Origin of the sequence: uncultured Jatrophihabitans sp. (genome assembly GCF_964251945.1) — a bacterium.
Lineage (GTDB): Bacteria > Actinomycetota > Actinomycetes > Mycobacteriales > Jatrophihabitantaceae > Jatrophihabitans.
The window spans coordinates 170,450-193,769 of the sequence record NZ_CAXULP010000003.1; the positions used below are offsets into that span (position 1 = coordinate 170,450).

The following is a 23,320-nucleotide window of genomic DNA, read 5'->3' on the forward strand; positions in this document are numbered from 1 at the left end:
GGCAACGGCAAACTACCGGACTCTCTGTGAGGTGACTATGTGGTCGCAATGGCAGGATGATCCTGTTCGCGACCACGGCCGGATCACCGTAGCCGGCGTCCGCAGCATCGATCCACTCAAGCTGCTGCAGATCGTGCTCGACGTCGTCGAGGGCAGGGACCAGCCGCAGCCACTACCCCTTTCCGACGGCAGCCATGTCGAGGACACTGCGGCCTAGGGCTTTCGTCCCACCAACCCCGCCCGCTCCAGCACGTGCCAGATGTTGCCCGGGTCCCGGTCGAACTTCCGGGCAATCTCCACCTGGCTGACGCCGGCCTGGTACAGCTCGGTGATCTCGGCACATTCGTTAGCCGTCAGCCGGGGATGCCGTAGTGGCACGCCGCCCGATTTCAGGATGCTGAGCACCGTCGTCTTGCTGATGCCCAGCGTCCGGGCGATCGAGGCGGCCGACTCACCCGCCTCGTAGCGATCGGTGACCGCACGACGTAGCGAACCGGTGATGACAAGCCGGGGAGCTCCCGCATCACGCTCCGATGAGACCGAATCAGCGCCGATCGCCTCACCAGCAGCCTGCTCATCGAGCGTCACAGGTTCCTCTGGCCCAGCAATCTCGGGGATTCCCGGAAGCACCGCAAAGTTCGAGTACTTACGTAGGACCCCGACCATTTACTCATCTCGAGGTCGACCCATGGTCATCAGCCTGGGCTCGCCCGACGTTCGTCGCCCCACTCGGCCAGTCGGCGGCGGCCGCCGCGCCGCCGGTGGCGACGACGGTCAGCGCGGTCGGCTCGGCCGGCGAAGCCACAACTCGTACTCGCCCTCGGGCAGGACGGGGAAGACGGCCGCAGCCCGGCCGTCCGGCGGCCGGCGCAGCACCGCCAGGAAGACGCGCCCGGTTTCGCGCATCGCCGGTGGACGGCCAACCTCTCAGCCGCTCGACCGCCCGCAAGGCCGGTCACGTGACCCGCAGACGTGCACCGGCCGCCTCGCGCAGGTGCGCAAGACGGCCGGAGCACGTCACTCAGCCCGGTCTAGCACGGCGTGGGCGCGCCGTGCGCGACGTTGCCGTCCGGATCAGTCGCGTTCAAGGTGTACGTGTACGTGTTGGCGGCGTAGTCGGTGTCATTCCACAACAAAGCGGGTTCTCGCCAGAATTCGGATTCCTGCAGCCCGCCGAACGTTGCCGTGACAGTACCGCCCGCACCACCGGTCCTCGTGACGGTGTAAGCGATGTTGCGGTCGTCGCGGTCGAAGAGCCCGGGAAAGGTGACGCGGTTGGTGCTGCCCGAAACTTGGCAGGTCGGCACCCACGTCTGGTTGGACGACGTGCTGTCGGAGATGCGCGGGCCCTGCGGGCCGACGCAGCCACTGCACGGCGGCACACCCGTGGTGCCGGGCACGGCAAACCGCACCAGGCCCTGCTGCTGCTGGTTGTTGACCCCGGGGAACTCGCCGCCCTCGACCACGTAGGTGGCATTGCCGGTGATCGTCCAAGCCGCCTGGCCCTGGCCGGTCGCCGTACCGGTGAGGAATTGCGGGAACCAGTTGATGATGGACGGCGCCGGCAAGCCGCCGAAGTCCTGGTACGGCCCGTTGGTGATGCTGCCGTAGTTCTTGTGCAGCAACTGTCCCGTCGCCGAGTTGGTGAACGCCATGCTGCGCGCGAACCGCTCGTCGGGCCAGCCGCCGTCGCGCTGGCAGTCGTGCGCATGGCTCACGGTGTAGACGGTGTTGCCGATCGGCTGCACGCCGTAGGTGTCGCCGTGGCAGTCCTCGAACCAGTTCATCGAGCCGTCGCTCGGCCTGGCCGACCAGGCGCCCTCGTAGCGGCCGACCTGCCGGTTGCTGAAGTTGTAACCCCCGCCGTACACGTTCGTGCCATCGGTCGACAACGTGTCCGTGGCAGATCCATTGTGTTCGCCCGGATTGCTCGATCCGTAGTCGCGCAGCGTGGCGTTGATCTTCCATGGCACCGACGCGCCGGTGGCGGCGCTGACCGCGCCGACGCCGTATGCCGGGGCGCCGTTAAGGTTCAGGAAGTTGCCGCCCACGATCAATTTCGTGCCGCCCGGCGCGAGCAAGATCGCGTACACGGTGTTGTCAGCGCTGGCGTTCCACGCCGTGACGGCGCCGGTCGATGCGGCGAACGCGGCGACTCGGCTGTGCGCGTGGCCGCCGGCAGAGGTGAACTGGCCGCCGGCGTACACCGTCGACGCGGTCGCCGCGATCGAGCGCACCTGCGCACCTGCGCTCGCGTCGAAGCCGGTGATCAGTGCGCCGGTCGTGGGGTTGAGCGCTGCGATGTGGGAGCGGCTCACGCCGTTGACCGTGGTGAAGTCCCCGCCGATGTACAGGACGGATCCGTTCGGCGACTTCGCGACGGACAGCACCTGCGCGTTGGTGGTCGGCGCGAAGCCGGTGATCAAATTACCGGTGCTGAGGTTGTAGGCGAGCAGGTTCGCGCGCGGAGTCGGCGAGAAGTTCGTGCCCGTCGGATTGCTGGTCGACGGCGGGATTTCCCCGGCGCCGTACGCGTTCGCGAAGCTGCCGCCCACGTACACGGTGTTGCCGATGATCACCTGGGACCACGCGACGGCGTCCTGATAGGCGTCGAGATCGGTGGGTGAGCCGTCTCCCGCGATCTGCACCGTCGGCAGTTTGTCCGCGGTTACGTTCGACGATGTCCGCTCCAGGATTGCACCTGGCCGGATCGCGGTCGCGATGGCCGGCGACGCGTAATCACTCGCGCTGTTGGCGGCAAACGCGGCGTATGCGTATCGAGGAGCGTTACCGACTGTGGTGTCCGTGTAGGAGGTTCTGCTCGCCGGCAACGTCGCAACGAGCGTGCCGTCGGTCGGCGAGGTCGGCGCGGTGGTGCTGGCATTGCGCCTGATGATCACTTGGGCGAAAGACGGGTTGCCGTTGTGTGGCGTCCAGGTCAGCGCGTCGTTCCCCACGCTCGCGACGATCTTCAAGTTGGTGACGCCGACTTCCGCGAACCGGAAATTCGTGCGCGCCGACGCCGTCGACGTGCCGTAGGTGTTGCGCACGTAGACGTTGGTGGCGCCCGCGGCGCGCTTCGGCGTGGTGACGACGAGCGTGGTGGCGTTCGGGTTGCTGATGCTCGTCGCCGTCGTCGTGCCGAACGCGACGCTCTTGACGTGCGCGAAGCTGGTGCCGCGGATCGTCACCCGCGCGCCGCCGGCCGGTGAGCCGACGTTCGGGCTGACCGAGCTGATGGTCGGACGGGTGGCGAAGGTGTAGTGGTCGGCCTTCGCCTTCTTGGACGTGCCGTACGAGGTCGAGACCCGGACGTCGACCATGGCGGCGCCGTGCTTCGGAGCGGTGACCTGCAGCTTCTTGCGGGAGATGTACTTGACCTTCTTGCCTCTGACCCCGCCGAATTTGACGGTCAGACCGCGGTGGAAGTTGTGGCCGCTGATCGTGATCCGCGAGCCGCCGCCCTTTGTCGGGCCGAAGTTGCGCGAGATCTTGGTGATGCTCGGCGGGAACGCGTAGGTGAACGTGTCCTTCTTCACCGACGGGCTCGTGCCGGATCCGGTCCGCACGCTGACCCGAACTTTTCCGCGGCCGTGGCCTGGGGTGGTGACCTGGAGCTTCTTGGACGAGAGCACCTTCACCGACTTGCCGGCCTTCTTGCCGAACTTGACCGACTTCACGCTTCGGAAGTTGTGGCCGTAGATGGTGATCCGCTGTCCGCCGGAGGTCGAGCCGGTCGAGTCGGAGATCTTGCTGATGCTGGGCCGGGCGGCCGCGTCAACCGGCGAGGCGGCGGAGACCGCGAGGCCGACGAAGGCGCAGACGGTGAGCAGGGCGATCAACAGGCGCTTGACGGCGCGAGAAATTGCGAACTGCATGTGTGAATTGCTCCCCAAGGTCACAGGCCCGCGTGTCCCCAATACACGACCTACAGCCTGGCAATTTAAGGACGCTAACACACATCCGCTTTACGGCCAAGACAGTTTTATGCTGTTCGCAGCAAGAGCGCAGAATGCCGGAGATGGCCTGCTTTGTCTGGCTTGGCACCGGCTCTGAGACGACAGCGGCCGGGCCGGATCGATGCGTCCCCCGACGCGCGTCGATCCACGGCCCTGGCCGCCGTCACTGTCGTTCTGCAGACTCCAACGAGAACGCGCGAGTTTGGTGACGCTTGATGCGCGCTCGTGTCGCCGGCGCTGCGGCGTTGCTAATCTCGCCACTTCGCGCCCCTCATCCCCGTCCCTCATCGCCGAGCCTGCGAGACGACGACATGCCAGCCGAACCACCGAAGGCCGTTCCACCGAAGGCCGTTCCACCGAAGATCGTTCCACCGAAAATTGTCATGGTCGGCGACCCGACGCTCGCTTCGGCGGCGAGCGAGGTGACCGACTTCGGCGCCGAGCTGGCCGGCCTGGTCGAGGACCTCTTCGCCTCGCTTGCGGTCGCCGAGGGCGTTGGGCTGGCCGCACCGCAGATCGGCGTCGGCCTCGCGGTGTTCGTCTACGACTGTCCGGACGGCAGTGGCGGGCGGGCCCGCGGCCATGTCGTCAACCCGACCATCGAGACGGCGGGCGCGCAGGTGAGCGGCGACGAGGGCTGTCTGTCGGTCCCCGGCCCGTACCACGAGCTGGCCCGCGCTGACCGGGCCACGGTGCGCGGCCTCGACATGCACGGCACGCCGGTGGAGGTCGCCGGCAGCGGCTATTTCGCGCGGTGCCTGCAGCACGAGACCGACCATCTGCGCGGAATGCTCTATATCGACCACCTGCCGCGCAACCGCCGACGGCGGGTGCTGCGCGAGATGGCGCCGTTCGAGTGGAACGCGCCAGCCGCGACCCAGAGCTGACCAGCGCCTCAGCTCAGCAGCAGCTCGGCGATCTGCACCGCGTTCAGCGCAGCCCCCTTGCGCAGGTTGTCATTGCTGACGAACAGCGCCAGTCCGCGGCCGTCGGGCACGCCAGGATCCTGCCGCAGCCGGCCCACGAACGCCGGGTCGCGGCCGGCCGCCTGCAGCGGGGTCGGCACGTCGCTGAGCTCGACGCCGGGCGCTCGAGCGAGCAGCGCCCGCGCGCGCTCGACCGACAGCGGCCGGGCGAACTCGGCGTTGATCGACAAGGAGTGCCCGGTGAACACCGGCACCCGGACACAGGTGCCGGACACCAGCAGGCCGGGGATGTCGAGGATCTTGCGCGACTCGTTGCGCAATTTCTTCTCCTCGTCCGTCTCGTAGTCGCCGTCGTCGACGATCGAGCCGGCCAGCGGCAGCACGTTGAACGCGATCGGCGCGACGTATTTCTGCGGCTCCGGCAGCGCGATCGCCGAGCCGTCGAAGGTCAGCTCGGCCGCCTTGTCGCCGGCCGCGCGCAGCTGCGTCTCGAGCTCGGCCACGCCGGCCCCGCCGGAACCGGACACCGCCTGGTAGGTCGAGATGACGAGCCGGATCAGGCCGGCCTCGTCGTGGAGCGGCTTGAGCGCCGGCATCGCGGCCATCGTCGTGCAGTTCGGGTTCGCGATGATGCCCTTGGGGGCGTCACGCACGAGTTCGCCGTTCACCTCGGCGACGACCAGCGGCACATAGGGGTCCATCCGCCAGGCGGAGGAATTGTCGATCACCGTCGCCCCGGCGGCGGCGAACTTCGGCGCAAGTTCCTTGCTCGTCGCGCCGCCGGCGGAGAACAGCGCGATGTCCAGCCCCTGGGCGGACGCGGTGGCGGCGTCCTCCACCCGGACGTCGACGCCCTCCCAGGACAGCGTCGTCCCGGCGGATCGGGCGGAGGCGAAGAAGCGAATGTCGTCGATCGGGAACGACCGCTCGGCGAGGATTCGCCGCATCATCGCGCCGACCTGCCCGGTCGCGCCAATCACCCCGACCTTCATCGGCCGGTGCCGCCGTACACCACGGCCTGCTCGTCGCCCGAACCCAGTTCGAACGCGTCGTGGACGGCGCGCACCGCGGCGTCCAGGTCGGTGTCCCGGCAGACCACGGAGATCCGGATCTCCGAGGTGGAGATCATCTCCACGTTGATGCCGGCGTCCGCGAGCGCGGTGAAGAAGCGCGCGGACACGCCCGGGTGCGAGCGCATGCCGGCGCCGATCAGCGACAGCTTGCCGATGTGGTCGTCATAGAGCAGGTCGGAGAACGCGATCCGCCCCTGGATGCGCTTGAGCGCGGCCAGCGCGGTCGCCCCGTCGGTCGCCGGCAGCGTGAACGAGACGTCGGTGCGCCCGGTGCCTCCGGTGGAGATGTTCTGCACGATCATGTCGATGTTGATCTCGGCGGCCGCCAGTTCGCGGAAGATCGCGGCGGCCTCGCCGGGCTTGTCCGGGACGTCGACGACCGTGACCTTGACCTCGCTGCGGTCGTGCGCGACGCCGCTGATGATCGCCTGTTCCACGGTCAACTCCTCGATCGATCCCTGGACGGTGGTGCCTGGCCTCGTGGAGAAGGACGACCGCACGTGCATCGCCAGGCTGTGCCGTCGGGCGTACTCCACGCTGCGCAGGTGCAAGATCTTCGCCCCGCAGGCGGCAAGCTCGAGCATCTCCTCGAACGTCACCGTCTCGAGCCGGCGGGCGTTCGGCACGATGCGCGGGTCGGCGGTGTAGACGCCGTCGACGTCGGTGTAGATCTCGCAGACGTCGGCGTGCAAGGCGGCGGCGATCGCGACGGCGGTGGTGTCCGATCCGCCGCGGCCGAGCGTCGTGATGTTCATCGTCTCTTTCGAGAAGCCCTGGAACCCGGCGACGATCGCGATGTTGCCCTGCGCGATCGAGGCCTCGATCCGGCCGGGCGTGACGTCGACGATGCGCGCCTTGCCGTGCACCGACGTCGTGAGCACGCCGGCCTGCGAGCCGGTGAACGACTCGGCCCGGTAGCCGAGGGAGTTGATCGCCATCGCCAGCAGCGCCATGGAAATGCGCTCGCCGGCGGTGAGCAGCATGTCGAACTCGCGGCCCTCGGGCACCGGCACGATCTGCTCGGCGAGGTCGATCAGCTCGTCCGTCGTGTCGCCCATCGCGGAGACGACGACGGCGACGTCATGGCCGTCGCGCTTGGTCGCGACGATCCGTTCGGCGACCCGCTTGATCCGCTCGGCGTCGGCGACGGACGAGCCGCCGTACTTCTGCACGACCAAGCTCACTGCGGGACACCCCAAGAAACACTCACGACGGCGCGAAAGGCCAGGATACCGGGACCGCCCACGCCGTTCCCCGATGATCTCGGCCGGACCGTGCGCCAGCGCGTGGTCCGGCCGAGATCATCGCGTGGGGGAAGGCGAGATTCAGGAGGCAGCGGAGGCGGCGAAGGCGGCGTCCAGGATGTCCAGGCCCTCGGCGAGCAGGTCCGCGCCGATGACCAGCGGCGGCAGGAAGCGCAGCACGTTGCCGAACGTGCCCGCGGTCAGCGTGATCAGGCCCTCCGCGTGACAGGCGCGCGACACGGCGGCCGTCAGGTTCGGATCCGGGTTCTTGGTGCCCGCCTCGACCAGCTCCACGGCCAGCATCGCGCCCCGCCCGCGGACGTCGCCGATAGCGGGGTGCCTGGACGCGAGCGCCGCCAGCCGGGGCCGCATCACCGCTTCGATCCGCCGGGCCGCGCCGACGAGATCCTCCTCGCGCATGGTCTCGATCGCGCCGAGCGCCGCCGCGCACGCCACCGGGTTGCCGCCGTACGTGCCGCCCAGCCCGCCGCTGTGCACCGCGTCCATGAGGTCGGCCCGGCCCGTGACCGCGGCCAGCGGCAGGCCGCCGGCGATGCCCTTCGCGGTGGTGATCAGGTCGGGGACGACGCCTTCGGCCTCGCAGGCGAACCAGTCGCCGGTGCGGCAGAAGCCCGTTTGGATCTCATCGGCGATGAACACGATGCCGTGCTCGCGGCACCACTCGGCGACCCGGGGCAGGAAGCCGGGCGGCGGCACCACGAAGCCGCCCTCGCCTTGGATCGGTTCGATCAGCACCGCGGCGCAGTTGTCCTCGCCGACCTGCGCGTGCGTCATCTCGACGAACGTCGCGAATGCCTCGTCTGCGCAGTTGTCCGGGCCGGTCGGCCAGCGGTAGGGGTAGGCCATCGGCACTCGGTAGACGTCGCCGGCGAAGGGCCCGAAGTGGTGCTTGTACGGCATGTTCTTCGCAGTCAGGGCCATCGTCAGGTTGGTGCGGCCGTGGTAGGCGTGGTCGAAGGCGACGACCGCGCTGCGCCCGGTCGCCGAGCGCGCCACCTTGACCGCGTTCTCGACCGCCTCGGCGCCGGAGTTGAACAGCGCCGACCGCTTCTCGTGCTCGCCCGGCGTCAGCTCGTTCAGCAGCTCGGCGACCGCGACGTACTCCTCGTACGGCGTCACCATGAAGCAGGTGTGGGTGAAGTCGGCGACCTGCTCGCGGACCCGCTCGACCACCCGCGGCGCCGCGTTGCCGACCGACGTCACCGCGATGCCCGAGCCGAAGTCGATCAGCTGGTTGCCGTCGACGTCGACGACGATCGCCCCGCCCGCCCGCTCGACGTAGATGGGCAGCGTCGTGCCCACGCCGGCCGAAACCGCCGCGTTCTTGCGGGCGTGCAGCTCGACCGACCTCGGGCCGGGGATCTCGGTGGCCACGACGCGCTTCTGCTCGACCGTCATCTCTGCTCGACCGCCATCTACGACTCCTCGATCACGGCGAGCGTGTCGCCTTCCATGACCACGTCCCCCTTGGACACCGCCACCTCGCGCACCACTCCGGCGTGCTCGGCCAGCACCGGGATCTCCATCTTCATCGACTCGAGCACCACGACGATGTCGCCGACGGCGATCCGGTCGCCGACGCGCACGTCGACGGAGAAGATGTTGCCGACCAGCTCGGCGACGACAGCGCGTTTCACGACCGGCCGCTCACGTAGGCACCAGCTCGGCAACGTCCGAGTGCACCGCGGCCATCGCCCGGTCGAGGGTCGCAATCCTCCCGTCCTTGTGCCGGGCGAGCTGCGCAAGATACGCGTCGGTGACTTGACGGTGCCCGATCACGCCGTCGAGTGAGACGTCGGCGAATGTGAGCTCGTCGCTCCAGAACTCGTGTTCGTCGAGTGCGGAGATTTCCCGGACCAGCTCGAGCGCGCTCTCAGCTGTTCCACGCGGAGAGCGGACGACGGCCCGTACCAAAGCCCCCTGCGTAATCGGGCACGTCGCGAAGAGGGTGTCGCCAAGCCAACCCAGCGCGGCTGCATGGTGCTCGTGCTCGGTGATCGCGATGGCGATCAGCGTGCTGCTGTCCAGAAGCACCCGCTGCGAATTAGGCGTCGACATCGGCGTCGTGTCGTATGAAGGACGAGAGGTGCTCGTCTTCCTCCTCTTCCAGCGCTGCCACATCGGCGGCGGTGATCACCCGTCCGCCTACGCTGAGCACGGGAAAACCACTCTCGCTGCGAACGATGCGCGCGGGCTCGGAGGGCATGAGGCCGCGGCGAATCATGTCCGCGACCACCTCGCTCAGCGTCTGCCGACGGCTTCGGGCCAGTGACCTGGCCATGTCGAGCAGATCGTCGGGTAAATCGATCGTCGTTCGCATCACCGCATCGTATCGCCGTGATGCGGCTATGCGCCGATGTTGTGCATGACGTGCTTGATGCGGGTGTAGTCCTCGAGCCCGTACACCGAGAGGTCCTTGCCGTAGCCTGAGTGCTTGAACCCGCCGTGCGGCATCTCGGCGACAATCGGGATGTGGCAGTTGACCCACACGCAGCCGAAGTCCAGCGCCTTCGTCATCCGCATGGCCCGGCCGTGGTCCTTCGTCCACACTGATGACGACAGCCCGTACTCGACGCCGTTGGCCCAGCGGATCGCCTCGGCCTCGTCGGTGAAGCGCTGGACGGTGATGACCGGGCCGAACACCTCGTGCTGGCTGAGTTCGTCGTCCTGCCGCAAGCCGCTGACGACGGTGGGCTGCCAGAAGTAGCCCCGCTCGCCCTGCCGCGCGCCGCCGGCGAGCACGTTCGCGTGGTCGGGCAGCCGGTCGAGCATGCCGCCGACCCGCTCGAGCTGGTTGGCGTTGTTCAACGGCCCGTACAGCGCGTCCGGCTCCGACGGCGGGCCGACGACGGTGTTGCGGGCCTGCTCGGCGAGCGCCTCGGCGAAGTCGTCGGCGATGCGCGAGCCGACGAGCACGCGGGTCGCGGCGGTGCAGTCCTGGCCGGCGTTGAAGTAGCCTGCGATCGCGATGTTCTCCGCGGCGTCAGCGAGATCGGCGTCGTCGAAGACGACCACCGGCGCCTTGCCCCCGAGCTCGAGATGGACGCGCTTGAGGTCCTTCGCCGCGGCGTCGGCGACCTCGAAGCCGGCGCGCACCGAGCCGGTGATCGACACCATCGCCGGGGTCTTGTGCGACACGACGGCCTTGCCCGTCTCGCGGTCGCCGCACAGCACGTTGAACACGCCCGGCGGGAAGTGCTCGGCGGCGATCTCGGCCATCAGCGCGGTGCTGACCGGGGTCGTGTCGCTCGGCTTCAGCACGACGCAGTTGCCCGCGGCGAGCGCCGGCGCGAACTTCCAAACGGCCATCATCAGCGGGTAGTTCCACGGCGTCACCTGCCCGACGACGCCGACCGGCTCGCGCCGCACGTAGGAGGTGTAGCCGCTCAGGTACTCGCCGGCGCTGCGGCCCTCGAGCAGGCGGGCGGCGCCGGCGAAGAAGCGGATCTGGTCCAGCGCGGGCGGGATCTCCTCCGAGCGCATCAGCTCGATCGGCTTGCCGGTGTTCGCGCACTCGGCGGCGATGAGGTCCTCGGCGCGGTCCTCCAGGGCGGACGCGAACTTCAACAGCGCCAGCTGCCGCTCGCTCGGCGTCGTGTCGCCCCACGTCTCGAACGCGCGGGCGGCGGCGGCGTAGGCGGCGTCCACATCGGCCTGGCCGGATACCGGCGCCGAGCCGAACACCTCGCCGGTGGAGGGGTCGATCAGGTCGGCGCGTCGGCCGTCCTGCGCGTCGACCTGCAAGCCGTCGATGAAGTTCGTGACGTTCCGCTTATCGCTCATCTCGGCAACGCTACCGACAGCCCAGTCGGTCAACAACAACCGATTTCGTGCTCCTCGGCGCGTCGGAGAACGATTTCCGCAGCTGCTGTCCGCAGTCACGAGCAACTACCCGCACCGGGTCACGCGTAGATGCGCTCGAACGGGGCCGCCTCCTCGAGCGCGAACGCCGTTTCCAGCAGGGTCCGCTCGTCGCCGTGCGCGGCGGACAGGTGGACGCCGACGGGCAGCCCGCCGTCGGAGGTCCCGAGCGGCAGCGAGATCGCCGGCGTGCCGGCGATGTTGTCCACCGGCGTGTAGGACACCCACTGGACGAGCCGGTCGATCAGCTGGTCGAACGGCACGCCGGGCGCGAGGAAGCCGAGCGGCGGGGTCGCGTGCGCGAGCACCGGGGACAGCACCAGCTCGTGCCGCGCGAACATCGTCGCCCAGTCGCCCGCGACGCGTCGCAGCCGCCGGATCGCCCCCGGCGTGCGGCCCAGGCGTCGGCGGTGGTGGGAGCGCAGTCCCGCGGTCAGGCCGTCGGTCATGCGCCGGTCGAAGGAGCGGTCGAAGGTCAGCTTGCCGGTGGACGTCGCCAGGTCGGCGAGCAGTGCCCAGTACTGCACGAAGTCGTCCGGGAACCGCGGGTCGACCGCGATCTCGATCGGCTCGACCACGTGGCCGGCGTCCTCGAGCAGCGCGGCGACGCGCTCGACCGCAGCGCGGGTCGGCTCGTCGACCGGCGCCCTGGTGACGGGCTCGACGACCACCCCCACGCGCAGGCGCCGCCGCGCAGGGCCGTGCACGAGGCCGATCGGCGGCAGCTTCGGGTTGCGCCAGTGGTCCTCGGCTGCGGCGACGAACGCGGCCGTGTCGCGCACCGTCCGGGTGAGGACGCCCTCGGAGACCATGTTGATCGGCAGCCGCCGCGCCTGCTCGCCGTCGACGTGCCGGCCGCGGCTGCACTTGAGCCCGACGAGGCCCGCGCACGCCGCCGGGATGCGGATCGAGCCCCCGCCGTCATTGGCGTGCGCGATCGGCACCGCGCCGGCCGCGACGAGCGCGGCCGAGCCGCCGGACGACGCGCCGACCGAGTGGTCGGCACGCCACGGGTTGCGCGTCGGCTCGCCGGTCCGGAACTCGGTCGTCGCATTGAAGCCGAATTCCGGCATCCGCGACTTGCCCAGCAGCGTCATGCCGGTGCTCAGGTACTGCGCGGTGTAGGCGCCGTCGCGCCTCGCCGGTCGCGCGCTGAACGCCTCGCTGCCGTGGTTCGTCGGGACGCCCTCGACATCGGTGTTGTCCTTGATCAGCGTCGGGACGCCGGCGAGCGCGCCGCGGGCGGCGACGTCAGCCGACGCGAACCTCGGCGCGTCGAACAGGTCGGCGGCGATCGCGTTGAGGGCGGGATCGACCAGGCGGATGCGGGCGATGGCGGCGTCGGCGAGTTCGACCGGGCTGACCTGGCCGTCCCGCACCAGCTGCGCCAGCGCGACGGCGTCGTGCTCGCCGAGCGCGTCGTCGCCGAACGAGTGGATCCGCGGACTGGTCATGCCCCCCGAGATGGCCATGCCGGCAGCCTGCCACTCCGCGGCGACCCCGGCGCGGTGGATTCCGCTCGCGGGCTCCACTAACCTGGCCTCGTCATGACGCGCGCGCTGCTCCTTCGCGGCCGCGGCGAGGCACTGGGTTAGGACGATCAGTCCGGCCGGTCGGCCCCTCGCCGTGGGCCGCTGACCTGCGCCGACCGCTCCCGTCCCGATCGTCTCGGAGCAGACCATGACCTCATCGTTCGTCCAGCAGCCCTCCGGCATGCCGTGCCACCGCTACCGGCCCTTCCCGAAGGTCGAGCTGCCCGACCGCACCTGGCCGGAGAAGCAGATCACCGCCGCCCCGCGGTGGCTCTCCACCGACCTGCGCGACGGCAACCAGGCGCTCATCGACCCGATGAACGCCACCCGCAAGAACGCGATGTTCGACCTGCTCGTGCGGATGGGCTACAAGGAGATCGAGGTCGGCTTCCCGGCCGCCAGCCAGACCGACTTCGACTTCGTCCGCAGCCTCATCGAGGGCGGCCGGGTGCCCGACGACGTCCGCATCTCGGTGCTCACCCAGGCTCGCGAGGAGCTCATCGAGCGCAGCGTGCAGTCGCTGGCTGGCGCCAAGCAGGCGACCGTCCACATGTACAACGCCGCCGCCCCGGTCTTCCGCCGCGTCGTGTTCGGCTTCGACGGCGACGGCCGCGCGCAGTGCCGCGCGGTCGCGGTCGACGGGGTGCAGGCGATCATGAAATACGCCGACATCCACCTGCGCGGCGTCGAGTTCGGCCTGGAGTACTCGCCGGAGATCTTCATGGACACCGAGCTCGACTTCTCCCTCGACATCTGCGAGGGCGTGATGGACGTCTGGCAGCCGGGGCCGGGCCGGGAGATCGTGCTCAACCTGCCGTGCACCGTCGAGCGCTCGACGCCGAACGTCTACGCCGACCAGATCGAATGGATGAGCCGGCACTTCACCCGCCGCGAGCATGTGTGCCTGTCCGTCCACACGCACAACGACCGCGGCACGGCCACCGCCGACGCCGAGCTCGCGGTGCTGGCCGGCGCGCAGCGCATCGAGGGCTGCCTGTTCGGCAACGGCGAGCGCAGCGGCAACGTCGACCTGGTGACGCTCGGGCTCAACCTGTACAGCCAGGGCGTCGACCCGATGATCGACTTCAGCGACATCGACGAGATCCGGCGCACTGCCGAGTACTGCAACCGCATCGACGTGCACGAGCGGCACCCCTACGCCGGCGACCTCGTGTACACGTCGTTCTCCGGGTCGCACCAGGACGCGATCAAGAAGGGCTTCGAGGAGCAGGAGCGGCGCGCCGCGGCCGAGGGCGTCTCGGTCGGCCAGGTGCGCTGGCAGATCCCCTACCTGCCGATCGACCCGAAGGACGTCGGCCGCTCCTACGAGGCGGTCATCCGGGTGAACTCGCAGTCCGGCAAGGGCGGCGTCGCCTACATCATGAAGTCCGACCACAGGCTCGACCTGCCGCGCCGGTTGCAGATCGAGTTCAGCCACGTCATCCAGCGGCACACCGACGGTGAGGGCGGCGAGGTCGACGCCGCGCTCATGTGGCAGATCTTCGCCGCCGAGTACCTCGCCGCCGGCGCCGTCGAGCTCGTCGGGCTGTCGTCCACCAGCGACTCGGGCACCGAGCGGATCACCGCGGTGATCCGGGTCGACGGCGCCGAGCAGACGGTGTCGGGCATGGGCAACGGCCCGGTGTCCGCGTTCTGCGACGCGCTGTCCAGCGTGGACGCCGGCTATGGCGGGATCGGCGTGCGCGTCCTCGACTACGCCGAGCACGCCCTGACCGCGGGCCGGGACGCCGAGGCGGCCGCCTACCTCGAGATCGAGATCGGCGACCTCGTGCTGTGGGGGGTCGGGATCAGCGAGTCGACGACGCAGGCGTCGCTGCGGGCCGTCGTCAGCGCGGTGAACCGGGCGGCGCGTCGGCTGACCGCCCGGTAGCCCGCCCGCCCAACCCGCGAGTCAACCTCGGCCTAACTCGCCAACTTGTCCTCGCGTCGTCGGCCAGAAAGCCGACCAAGCGCGGGCAAGTTGCCGGTCGGGGGCGCCTCGAGCGCGCGGCGGCGGCGGGCCAGCGCGCCGATCGCGAGCAGCGCCACCGCCAGTCCGACGAGCGCGATCGCGCCGCCGAGCAGAACTCGCGCGTCGGTCAGCCGGCTCGCGCTGTCCACCGCCAAGCCGGTGCTCGCGCCCTGACCTCGCCTCGTCGCCGGCGGCGGCGCACGCCCGAGACGGCCGGCGCCGTTCGCGTCCGCCGCGAGGGCCTCAGCGCGGCGCAGGAACGGCTCGGCGGTGGCGAAGACGGGGTTCGGCGCGTCGGCGGCGACCGCGGCGGTCACCGCGCTGCCGGCGTCCAGCTCGCCGTAGCCGTAGGCCGGGTCGGGCGATGTGCGCCGACCGTCGAGGGTCGCCAGCAGCCTGGCGACGACCTGCCGGTTGGTCAGCCCGGGGTGCTTCGACCACACCAGCGCGGCCGCGGCCGCGGTCAGCGCAGTCGCCTGGCTGGTGCCGCTGCCGGAGAACGCCTGACCGGCGATCCGGCCGATCGACGGCACGTCGACGCCGGGCGCCACGAGCGTCAGGTACGGCTGCCGGCCGGAGAACCGCGCCACCGTCCCGGTGGCGTCGACCGCGCCGACGGAGACGACGCCGAGGCAGACGCCGGGTTCCTCGACCGTGTTGCGCGTCGGGCCGGTGTTGCCGACCGCGGCCAGCACGACCGCGCCCTTGCGCAGCGCGTGGAAGATCGCCGCCTGCTCGTCGGCCGGGCACGCCTCGCTATCAGCGTCCGGCGTGCGGGTGCCGCCCAGCGACATGCTGATGATCTTCGCTCCGTGGTCGGCGGCGTACGTGACCGCCCTCGGCAGGTTGTCCGGCCGCTCGGCGTCGGTCGTGCCGGCCAGCGGGACGGCGATCGGCAGCACCTTCGCGGCCGGAGCGAGGCCGCGGATGCCGAGCACTCCCGGCCGGCCGACCATGATCGAGGCCATCGCGGTGCCGTGGCCGAACGCCTCGACCTCGCGATCGACCCGCCCGTCGCCGCCCGTCCCCAGATCGGTTCCGCGCAGTACTCGGCCGCGCAGCTCGGGCAGCGCGGCGTTGACGCCGGTGTCGATCACGGCGATCGTCACGCCCTGCCCGCGCGCGCCCGCGGCCCACAGCTGCGGCACATCCCAAGCGTCGAACCAGTATTCCGGCGCGCTGGACGGTCCGGGGACCGCGCCCGGCGCCACGGCCGGGACGGCGCGCTGCCCCGCGGGGCGCAGCGCCTGCGTGTGCGGCTGCGCCCGTGCGGTCGACGTCGCAGCCGGCGAGCACGGCAGCGCGCTCACCAGCACGCCGGCAAGCGCGCCGACGATCCGGGACGCGTGGCTCACGTCTGTTCCCAGGACATCCGCAGCGGCGCGACCGCGTATCCGGCCGACCGGATCGGCAGTTCGACGGACCCGTGGCCGGCCGACTCGACGTTGTCGAAGTCGAGCCGCCGGTAAGACGCCCGCAGGCGCACCGACCCAGTCACCTCGAGCACGCCGGCGGCAGAGTCGAGCACCGACACCGTCAGGCCGCGCGCGAAGTCGAGCCGAAGCGACCCGCGCAGGCTGCCCGGCACGTATCGCTCGCCGGGCAGCGGGCAGGTCACCGGGCCACGGCCGTCAAGACACGCGCGCAACGCGGCGCCAACGGCGGCGCGGGCGGCGCGGCTGCCGCGCGCGCTGACCTTGACCTGGACGTCGAGGCGCGGCGCGGCGTCGGCCAGCTCGACGTGGTCGTGCACCGCGTCGAGCTGCAAGTACGGCGTGTCGAAGCCGATCGGGAGCGCGCCGGGGAACAGCGACACACTCGCCGCAGGCACGGCGCCGCCGAGCAAGGAAGCCCGGGCGGCGGCCTGCTGGATTGCGAGCTGGCCGGTTGCGGCGACCCGGTCGAGACGCCAATGGCCGTCCACGTGGCGCAGACCCACCGTCGTGCCGATGTCCTGCGGGCGGCCGGCGAAGCCGAGGCGGTAGCGCACCTGCACGCTCGCCCGATCAGCGTGGATGGTGCTCGCCCGCGCCTCGAATCCGGTCAGCGGCGCGATGCGTTGCTGTTCGGCGAGCGCCGCGGAGGTGAGCAGCTCGTGCGAGCCGCCCGGGACGTCGCCGTAGGACAGCGCGCGCGGCGCGTCGCCCGCGCTGAGCGCGGCGAAGTAGTCGCGCACCACCTGCGTAGGGTCGCCCTCGTCGGTGTAGGCCACATAGGCCACGGCCGCGCCGCCGAGCAGCAGCGCGACACCGCCGAGCGCCGCGATCTGCAGGGTTGCGACCTGCCGCGTCGCGAGCCCGCGGCGGACGCCGAGCCGGCGCGGCAGGCGATGCGGCAGGCGGCGCGGCAGTAGGCGCGACAGTAGGCGCGGCACGGACCCGCTACTCGACGCGGCGGCGACCGGAGAACGCGCGGCCGAGCGTCACCTCGTCGGCGTACTCGAGGTCGCCGCCAACCGGCAGCCCGCTGGCCAACCGGGTGACGACCAAGCCCATCGAGTTCAGCAGCCGGGCGAGGTAAGTGGCCGTCGCCTCGCCTTCGAGGTTGGGGTCGGTGGCGAGGATGAGCTCGGTGACGACGCCGTCGCGCAGCCGGGTCAGCAGCTCGCGGATCCGAAGATCGTCCGGACCGACCCCGTCGATCGGGCTGATGGCGCCGCCGAGCACGTGGTAGCGGCCGCGGAATTCCCGGGTGCGCTCGACGGCGACGACGTCCTTCGGCTCTTCGACCACGCAGATCACCGAGAGGTCGCGGCGCGGGTCGCTGCAGATCCGGCAGACGTCGGCCTCGGCCACGTTGCCGCAGATCGAGCAGAACTTGACCTCGTTCTTGACGCGCAGCAGCGTGCTGGCCAGCCGCTCGACGTCAACCGCCTCGGTCGCGAGCAGGTGGAACGCGATGCGCTGCGCGCTTTTCGGCCCGACGCCCGGCAGCCGGCCGAGCTCGTCGATGAGGTCCTGGACGGCGCCTTCGTACACGGCGCGCGACTCTAGAGACCCGGCAGCCCGAGGCCGCCGAGCCCGCCGGTGAGGCCGCCGGTCACGGGGCCCATCGTTTCTTCGGTGAGCTCCTCGACCGCCCGGCGCGCGTCGCGGACGGCCGCGACGACGAGGTCCTGCAGCGTTTCGACGTCGTCGGGGTCGACGGCCTTCGGGTCGATGGTCAGCGCGAGCAGCTCGCCGGCGCCGCTGAGCGTGGCGGTGACCAGGTTGCCCCCGGCGGTGCCGGTGACCTGCGCGGCGGCGAGCTCGGCCTGGGCGTCGGCCATTTGCTGCTGCATCTTCTGCGCCTGCTTCATCAGCTGCTGCATGTTCGGTTGAGCGCCGCCGAACGAGCCGCCTCGCTGCGCCATCGTGCCGTCCTTCGCTGTGCTTGCGGATGTCCACCACGCCAGATGGTCCCGGTCAGGGTAACCGCCGACGCGCGTGTGGCGCTGTCGGCACGAGCGGGTCAGCCGTCGATCGGCCGCGCGCCGAGCTCGTTGGTCAGCAGCTTGATCGCCTCGGTCTCCGGGTCGCTCGTCGGGGCCGAGCGGTCGCCGACCCCGACCGGCTCGAAGTCCGGGTCGTCACGCGGGTCGGGCTCCGCCGGGGCGTTCGGGTCGCCGGGCTGCCGCCCGCCGCCTCGCGGACCGGACGACTGGACCGGCGCGGCGCCGTCGACCGCGATCTTCCACTCGCCGCCGACGACCCGGGTCAGCGCGGCGCGCAGCACCGACGTGTTGCTGTCCTCGCCGATCATCCTGGCGAGCGCGCCGGGCGCGGCGAGCCGGACGAGCTCGCCGTCGACCTCGCTGATCTGCGCGTTGTCCAGCAGCGCGCGGGTGCGCCGGCTGGCTTGCTTGACGACGTCGAGCACCTCGGGCCAGAGCCGGCGCAGCGCGGCCGAGTCGAGCACCCCCGCCGCGACAGGCGCCGCCGCGGGGGCGGGTGCGGGTGCGGCCGCCGGCTCGGGAGCGGGCTCGGGAGCGGCCGCCGGCTCGCGCGCGGCCGCGCGGGCGGGTGGCGCCGCCGCGGGGGCGGGCTCGCGCGCCGCTGCCGGAACCGCCTTGGGCTCGCGCGCGACCGCTGGCGCAGCAGGTTCGGCCGGCGCGGCGCTGGCGCCCGCGGCCAGCCGGCGTTCGAGCCGATCGAGACGCTGCAGCAGCGCCGCTGAGTCGGTGGCGGCGTCGGGGAGCAGCATCCGGGCGCAGAGCAGTTCGAGCACCAGCCGCGGCGAGGTCGTCCCGCGCATCTCGATGAGCGCGGTGTGCACGATCTCGGCGAAGCGGGTCAGCGTCGCCGCGCCGAGCCGCAGGGCCTGCTCCGACATCCGGCTCAGCTGGTCGCCCGGCACGTCGAGCAGGCCCCGCTCGCCCGCGTCGGGAACCGCGTCGAGCAAGATCAGGTCACGGAAGCGGTCGAGCAGGTCGACGGAGAATCGGCGGGGATCGTGCCCGGCCTCGGCCACCCGGTCCACCGCGCCGTACACGGCAGCCGCGTCGCCGGCGGCCAACGCGTCGACCATCTCATCGAGCAGCGCGCCGTCGGTGACGCCGAGCAGCGCGACCGCGCGCGCATACGTCACCCCCTCGGCGCCGGCGCCGGCCAGCAGCTGGTCGAGGATCGACAGCGAGTCGCGCGCCGACCCGCCCCCTGCCCGAACCACCAGCGGCAGCACCGCCGGCTCGACGGCGATGGCCTCGCTAGCGCAGATCCGCTCGAGGTGCGCGCGCATGACGCCCGCCGGGATCAGCCGGAACGGGTAGTGGTGCGTGCGCGAGCGGATGGTCGTGAGCACCTTATCCGGCTCGGTGGTGGCGAAGATGAACACCAGAAAGTCCGGCGGCTCCTCGACGAGCTTCAGCAGCGCGTTGAACGCCGCCGTCGTCACCATGTGCGCCTCGTCGATGATGTAGACCTTGAACCGGTCGCGGACCGGCGCGAAGAACGCGCGTTCGCGCAGATCGCGCGCGTCGTCGACGCCGTTGTGGCTGGCCGCGTCGATCTCGATCACGTCGATGGAGCCAGGGCCGTTCGGCGCGAGCTCCCGGCAGGAGTCGCAGACGCCGCACGGGTCAGGGGTCGGGCCCTGGGCGCAATTCAGGCTGCGGGCGAGGATGCGCGCGCTGGAGGTCTTGCCGCAGCCGCGCGGCCCGCTGAACAGGTAGGCGTGGTTGATCCGCTGCGCGGAGAGCGCCTGGCGCAGCGGCTCGGTGACGTGGTTCTGGCCGATGAGGTCGGCGAAGGTCGCCGACCGGTACTTGCGGTACAGCGCGAGGTTCTGCGCTCCGTCGGACACGCGTCGACACTAGTTCGCGCGTCCGACGACCCGCCACGCCTCGACGCGCCTGCGCGCTAGCCGACGCGGACGCACGCGCCGAGCGCGCGAGGGACCCCCCGCGCACCCGCCAGAGCCTGCTTATCCTTGCTGCCTTCCGGCCCTGGGGAGGTTCGTAGGATGAGCGCCGCACGGGGGGTCGGCGGCCGAGTCTACGGGCCGCGCCGGCACGTCGCCGACCCGGCGGCTAGGGCCGTATCCTCATCGGCGGAGGATTCGCCTAGTGGCCTATGGCGCTCGCCTGGAACGCGGGTTGGGAGAGATCCCTCAGGGGTTCAAATCCCCTATCCTCCGCCAGGGTGTTGCTACTTGAACTCTGAGTGCTCGAACCGTCGAACACGGGCTTGAGTAGCTCCAACACACGGCTATTGACGGCGGTGTCCGGTTCCCGGATGCCGCCGTCTTTCTTGCGTACAACGGCTCCGGCCCCCACCAACGGCGCAGGTAGACGATCGACGCGAACGGCTCGGTCAGCTGGTCGTCGGCAAGTGATGCCGGTGTCGATGAAGCCCCGATCTCGGGCCACCAGGTCTCGACCGGGCCGGCGAGGTGCGCGGCTCGTCGATGGTGGTGTCGGCGCACCAGGCGTAGAACACGAACAGGCGGGCGGCGAGCACGTCGCGGAGGCGCCGGTGCGGCCAGGGCGACGTCCGCGTCATCGTGGCCACTCGTCAACGTTGGCGTGTGAACTGCTGGGGACAACGACAGACGTTCCCCGCTCTCGATCGGTAGCCTCCGCCTATGTCGCCAGAATCTGAGCGGCTCGCCGACGGTCTCACAGTGTCGGCCTCCGCTGCCCTCGGCATGCTCGGGGTTTTTGTGCTGGGTTGCGTTCTACTTGCCATCGCTATATTCGTTTCGAAGTCCGCACACAGAGCGACCGGTCCGACCCGTTCCGTGGTGGCAGGAGTGCTCGTCGGATTCGCGGGAATGTGCGTCTTCTTGTTTGCTTGCGCCTTCCGACAGTTCGGCGGCAGCGAGCCTGTTGGGGACGGCCCGACCTCCAGCGCGTGCGCCGCCTGGTACCTAGAGATCACCTCCGCTCATGGGATCGATGCCGGCAACCAAGTTCCGTACTCGCCGGCCTGTAAGAGCGCAGCAGAACAGGCAGTTCTACGGGCTGTAATCGAAGCAGGTGTCACCGGCGTCGCCATCGGTGCACTTGGCAGCGCTGTCATCGACGTCCGGCGACGGCACTTCTCGCGACGATTGAAGACTGCAACGGCCAGCGGATAGGGGCGATCCGGTTCACGACCATCCTTGCCGGTGCAGCCACATCCATGAGTGGCAACGTCGACTGCCAGCCGGTCTCTGCCGGTTCTGCGTCAACTGCCGGCCGTAGCTGCGCCAGGCCACTCGCCTGCTGCAAGGGCTCAAATCCTGAGAAACCCGGGCCGATTTGTGGAGCAGCGGTCCGTGGTCAGCCAGTCGCAGCAGCTGTGATCTTGCCGACCGGCTTGATCCCAAGATCGCGATAGGTAATCAGCGGACGATACGGGACACCGAGCGCGCGGAACCTGCCTTCGGCTTCATCGCCGCGGTCGACCAAGGTGACCGCCAAGACGATGTCCGCGCCGGTTTCCTGGACGACTTCGAGCGCCTCGAGGATCGAGCCTCCCGTGCTCACCACATCGTCGACGAGCAGCACACGCGTGCCGGGCGCCAGCTCCGCCCCCTCGATGCGCTTGCCCTTGCCGTGGTCCTTCGGCTGCTTGCGCACCACGAACCAACGCTTCTGCGCGAGAAGTGCGATTCCCGTCGCGTAGGCGTCCGCCCCGAGCGTCAAGCCACCTACGGCGTCGAACTGAACGCCGGCGTCCTGCGCCAGTTCCAAAATGGCTTCACACGCCCGGCGGAGATTTGCACCTTCTGCCAGAGCCTTCTTGCCGTCCATGTAGTCGTGACTCAGCTCGCCGGAAGCCAGGAGAAACGGTTCCTCGCGATACTCCAGACCGTGCTGCTTCACGATGGCTATGACGTCGTCGCGCAGTGCTGACAAAGTGGGACTCTCCGAGCTCGCCGGGTGTGCCGAGGGCGAAAGACCGGGCCGATCCTCGCGATTTCGCCATGATGCCATGCGTCCTCGCTTCCTCACCCGCACGGGGCAAAGTCGTTGCCGGGCTCACCGATCTCGTCCGAGGCAAGTGTGCCCTAAGCCAGTAGCGAGCCCTGGAGAACACGCCTGCGCGCACGCCGGGGTACGACCGCCTGCTGGATCGGGCCGCAACGTAGGCAGCAGATAGTGCTGGCCGATCCAGCGGATGACATCGACGACCACGGCGTCGCCGAAGCCGAAGAGCGCTTGATTCGCCGTCGCGCCGCGCAGGCGGTAGTCGCCGGCGCCCATCAAACGCGCGTATTCCGATGGCGTCATCCACCGCACCCGGACGTCGCCGTTGCCGAGCACCGCGAGGGCCTGCTTGCTCGAACCGCCGCCCGTCGTGCGCAGGCACCCCGCGATGCCGTCTCGGCGCAGTTCCCAGACCGCCACGCCGTTGCGTGTTCGCCGGTACGCCGTCCGGTACGACACCGCTTCCGCGTCACGCAGCGACGCCAGGCGCTCGAGCTGCGCCTCGCTCAGGGATCCGACGAACGCCCCGACCCGCGCACGGTCCCACCAACGTTCGTCGTCGGCGCCCAGCCGCTGCACGATCGGCGACAGGTCGACCGGGCCTTCCGGCAGTTCGGGCAGCGGCAGATGGTGCATGCCGAGGTTTGCGTGCCGCTCGTGGACGCGGCGGACCCAGGCCGGGCGGCTGCTCGACAGCGGCGGCGAGCCGCGCCGAGCTCCGGCCGGCAAGGCGCCGCGGATGCCGACGATGAACATCCGCGGGCGGGACTGCGGCACGAAGTGACGTGCGTCGACGGAGAACACGTCGCAGGAGTAGTCGAGCGCGGCGAGCTCGCGCAGGGCCCGCGTCAGGTCCGCCCCGCCGTGGCTGGTGGCGAAGCCGTGGACGTTCTCTAGCAGGACGACCCGCGGCCGGCCAGCGCCCATCTCGGCCAGGACGCGCGCGAATTCCCAGAACATGCCCGACTGCAAACCCTCGAGACCACGGCGGTTGCCGGCGAGGGAGAGATCGACGCAGGGGAAGCTGCTCGTCGCCAGCTCGATGTCCGCAGGCAGCTCGATCGCGCGCACGTCCCGAACGTCGCCGAGCCGAAAGTGCGCCGCGTCGTGGTTCGCGGCGTAGGCGTCACGCTTGGCCGACACGATGTCGTTCGCCCACACCACGCGGGCGCCCAACGGTTCGAGAGCCGCCCGCACGAGCCCGATGCCGGCGAAGAATTCCAGGGTGCGGAACCCCGACCCCGATGGAACTCCCGCGGCGCCCGGCACGCGGCTGATGGTAGGGGCAGGTGCTGATGCAGCCTGTCCGAACACGCGAGGCATCCGCCGGGTGAGCGCGCGC

21 protein-coding genes, 1 tRNA gene and 1 other RNA gene are annotated in these 23,320 nt (G+C 70.5%); 4 read left to right on the plus strand and 19 right to left on the minus strand.

Translation table 11 applies throughout. From position 1 onward, the window contains the following. Positions 1-31 precede the first annotated feature (31 nt). Entirely contained in the window at positions 32-217 is a 186-nt protein-coding gene (locus ACFFBG_RS08280) for a hypothetical protein (RefSeq protein WP_375477552.1), read from the plus strand. Here ACFFBG_RS08280 and ACFFBG_RS08285 read toward each other — a convergent pair. The 3 genes from ACFFBG_RS08285 to ACFFBG_RS08295 all read right to left on the minus strand — a co-directional run bounded on the left by ACFFBG_RS08285 (position 214) and on the right by ACFFBG_RS08295 (position 3,878). Next, positions 214-588 (minus strand): hypothetical protein, encoded by a 375-nt coding sequence (locus ACFFBG_RS08285; protein ID WP_375477554.1) that lies wholly within the window; start codon positions 586-588, stop codon positions 214-216. The two genes, ACFFBG_RS08280 and ACFFBG_RS08285, sit on opposite strands and share 4 nt — an antisense overlap. 186 nt (positions 589-774) lie before the next feature. Further along, positions 775-906 carry a hypothetical protein gene (locus tag ACFFBG_RS08290; protein ID WP_375477556.1) on the minus strand — a complete coding sequence of 44 codons (132 nt, stop codon included), beginning with the start codon at positions 904-906 and terminating at the stop codon, positions 775-777. Between the two features lie 125 nt (positions 907-1,031). Continuing rightward, positions 1,032-3,878, minus strand: a complete 2,847-nt coding sequence (locus tag ACFFBG_RS08295) for an IPT/TIG domain-containing protein (RefSeq protein WP_375477558.1) — start codon at positions 3,876-3,878, stop codon at positions 1,032-1,034. Positions 3,879-4,342: 464 nt separating this feature from the next. On the opposite strand from ACFFBG_RS08295, the gene def reads away from it, so the two are divergent. Further along, a complete protein-coding gene (gene def / locus ACFFBG_RS08300; protein ID WP_375477560.1) occupies positions 4,343-4,846 on the plus strand; it encodes a peptide deformylase in 504 nt (167 codons plus the stop codon). 8 nt (positions 4,847-4,854) lie between these two features. Here the strand turns inward: def and ACFFBG_RS08305 are convergent, their stop codons facing one another. The 8 genes from ACFFBG_RS08305 to ACFFBG_RS08340 all read right to left on the minus strand — a co-directional run bounded on the left by ACFFBG_RS08305 (position 4,855) and on the right by ACFFBG_RS08340 (position 12,556). Next, a complete protein-coding gene (locus ACFFBG_RS08305; RefSeq protein ID WP_375477562.1) occupies positions 4,855-5,877 on the minus strand; it encodes an aspartate-semialdehyde dehydrogenase in 1,023 nt (340 codons plus the stop codon). Next, positions 5,874-7,142 (minus strand): aspartate kinase, encoded by a 1,269-nt coding sequence (locus ACFFBG_RS08310; RefSeq protein ID WP_375477564.1) that lies wholly within the window; start codon positions 7,140-7,142, stop codon positions 5,874-5,876. The genes ACFFBG_RS08305 and ACFFBG_RS08310 overlap by 4 nt, the downstream gene beginning before the upstream one ends. 141 nt (positions 7,143-7,283) lie before the next feature. Then, positions 7,284-8,621, minus strand: coding sequence for a 4-aminobutyrate--2-oxoglutarate transaminase (gabT, locus tag ACFFBG_RS08315; RefSeq protein ID WP_375477566.1), 1,338 nt, complete (start codon positions 8,619-8,621; stop codon positions 7,284-7,286). A 17-nt stretch (positions 8,622-8,638) separates the two neighbouring features. After that, the gene (locus ACFFBG_RS08320) at positions 8,639-8,860 is read right to left on the minus strand and encodes a biotin/lipoyl-binding carrier protein (RefSeq protein ID WP_375477568.1); all 222 of its coding nucleotides are present in this window, start codon (positions 8,858-8,860) and stop codon (positions 8,639-8,641) included. Between the two features lie 10 nt (positions 8,861-8,870). Beyond that, complete coding sequence (locus ACFFBG_RS08325; protein ID WP_375478149.1) at positions 8,871-9,257, minus strand: TA system VapC family ribonuclease toxin; 387 nt, start codon at positions 9,255-9,257, stop codon at positions 8,871-8,873. Positions 9,258-9,267: 10 nt separating this feature from the next. Continuing rightward, positions 9,268-9,543, minus strand: a complete 276-nt coding sequence (locus ACFFBG_RS08330) for an antitoxin (protein ID WP_375477570.1) — start codon at positions 9,541-9,543, stop codon at positions 9,268-9,270. A gap of 26 nt (positions 9,544-9,569) precedes the next feature. After that, positions 9,570-11,006, minus strand: a complete 1,437-nt coding sequence (locus ACFFBG_RS08335) for a gamma-aminobutyraldehyde dehydrogenase (protein ID WP_375477571.1) — start codon at positions 11,004-11,006, stop codon at positions 9,570-9,572. Between the two features lie 119 nt (positions 11,007-11,125). Further along, positions 11,126-12,556, minus strand: a complete 1,431-nt coding sequence (locus tag ACFFBG_RS08340; RefSeq protein ID WP_375477573.1) for an amidase — start codon at positions 12,554-12,556, stop codon at positions 11,126-11,128. Positions 12,557-12,764: 208 nt separating this feature from the next. Here ACFFBG_RS08340 and leuA point away from each other — a divergent pair, with 208 nt between their 5' ends. Next, positions 12,765-14,507 carry a 2-isopropylmalate synthase gene (leuA, locus tag ACFFBG_RS08345; protein WP_375477575.1) on the plus strand — a complete coding sequence of 581 codons (1,743 nt, stop codon included), beginning with the start codon at positions 12,765-12,767 and terminating at the stop codon, positions 14,505-14,507. A 32-nt stretch (positions 14,508-14,539) separates the two neighbouring features. Here the strand turns inward: leuA and ACFFBG_RS08350 are convergent, their stop codons facing one another. The 6 genes from ACFFBG_RS08350 to ffs form a co-directional block, all read right to left on the minus strand. Then, on the minus strand, positions 14,540-15,943 hold the full coding sequence (locus tag ACFFBG_RS08350) for a S8 family serine peptidase (protein ID WP_375477577.1): 1,404 nt from the start codon (positions 15,941-15,943) through the stop codon (positions 14,540-14,542). Continuing rightward, on the minus strand, positions 15,940-16,962 hold the full coding sequence (locus tag ACFFBG_RS08355; RefSeq protein ID WP_375477579.1) for a hypothetical protein: 1,023 nt from the start codon (positions 16,960-16,962) through the stop codon (positions 15,940-15,942). Before ACFFBG_RS08355 ends, ACFFBG_RS08350 begins: the two co-directional genes overlap by 4 nt. A gap of 7 nt (positions 16,963-16,969) precedes the next feature. Then, a complete protein-coding gene (gene recR / locus ACFFBG_RS08360) occupies positions 16,970-17,566 on the minus strand; it encodes a recombination mediator RecR (protein ID WP_375477581.1) in 597 nt (198 codons plus the stop codon). 11 nt (positions 17,567-17,577) lie between these two features. Beyond that, entirely contained in the window at positions 17,578-17,940 is a 363-nt protein-coding gene (locus ACFFBG_RS08365; RefSeq protein ID WP_375477583.1) for a YbaB/EbfC family nucleoid-associated protein, read from the minus strand. Between the two features lie 98 nt (positions 17,941-18,038). After that, positions 18,039-19,868, minus strand: coding sequence for a DNA polymerase III subunit gamma and tau (locus ACFFBG_RS08370; RefSeq protein ID WP_375477585.1), 1,830 nt, complete (start codon positions 19,866-19,868; stop codon positions 18,039-18,041). Between the two features lie 86 nt (positions 19,869-19,954). Further along, positions 19,955-20,051, minus strand: an RNA gene (gene ffs / locus ACFFBG_RS08375) — signal recognition particle sRNA small type. A gap of 65 nt (positions 20,052-20,116) precedes the next feature. On the opposite strand from ffs, the gene ACFFBG_RS08380 reads away from it, so the two are divergent. Next, positions 20,117-20,204, plus strand: a tRNA-Ser gene (locus ACFFBG_RS08380). Positions 20,205-21,327: 1,123 nt separating this feature from the next. On the opposite strand, the gene pyrE is transcribed toward ACFFBG_RS08380, so the two are convergent. Then, the gene (gene pyrE / locus ACFFBG_RS08385) at positions 21,328-21,906 is read right to left on the minus strand and encodes an orotate phosphoribosyltransferase (protein ID WP_375477587.1); all 579 of its coding nucleotides are present in this window, start codon (positions 21,904-21,906) and stop codon (positions 21,328-21,330) included. Positions 21,907-22,029: 123 nt separating this feature from the next. Then, positions 22,030-23,247, minus strand: coding sequence for a DNA cytosine methyltransferase (locus tag ACFFBG_RS08390; protein WP_375477589.1), 1,218 nt, complete (start codon positions 23,245-23,247; stop codon positions 22,030-22,032). Between the last annotated feature and the right edge of the window lie 73 nt (positions 23,248-23,320).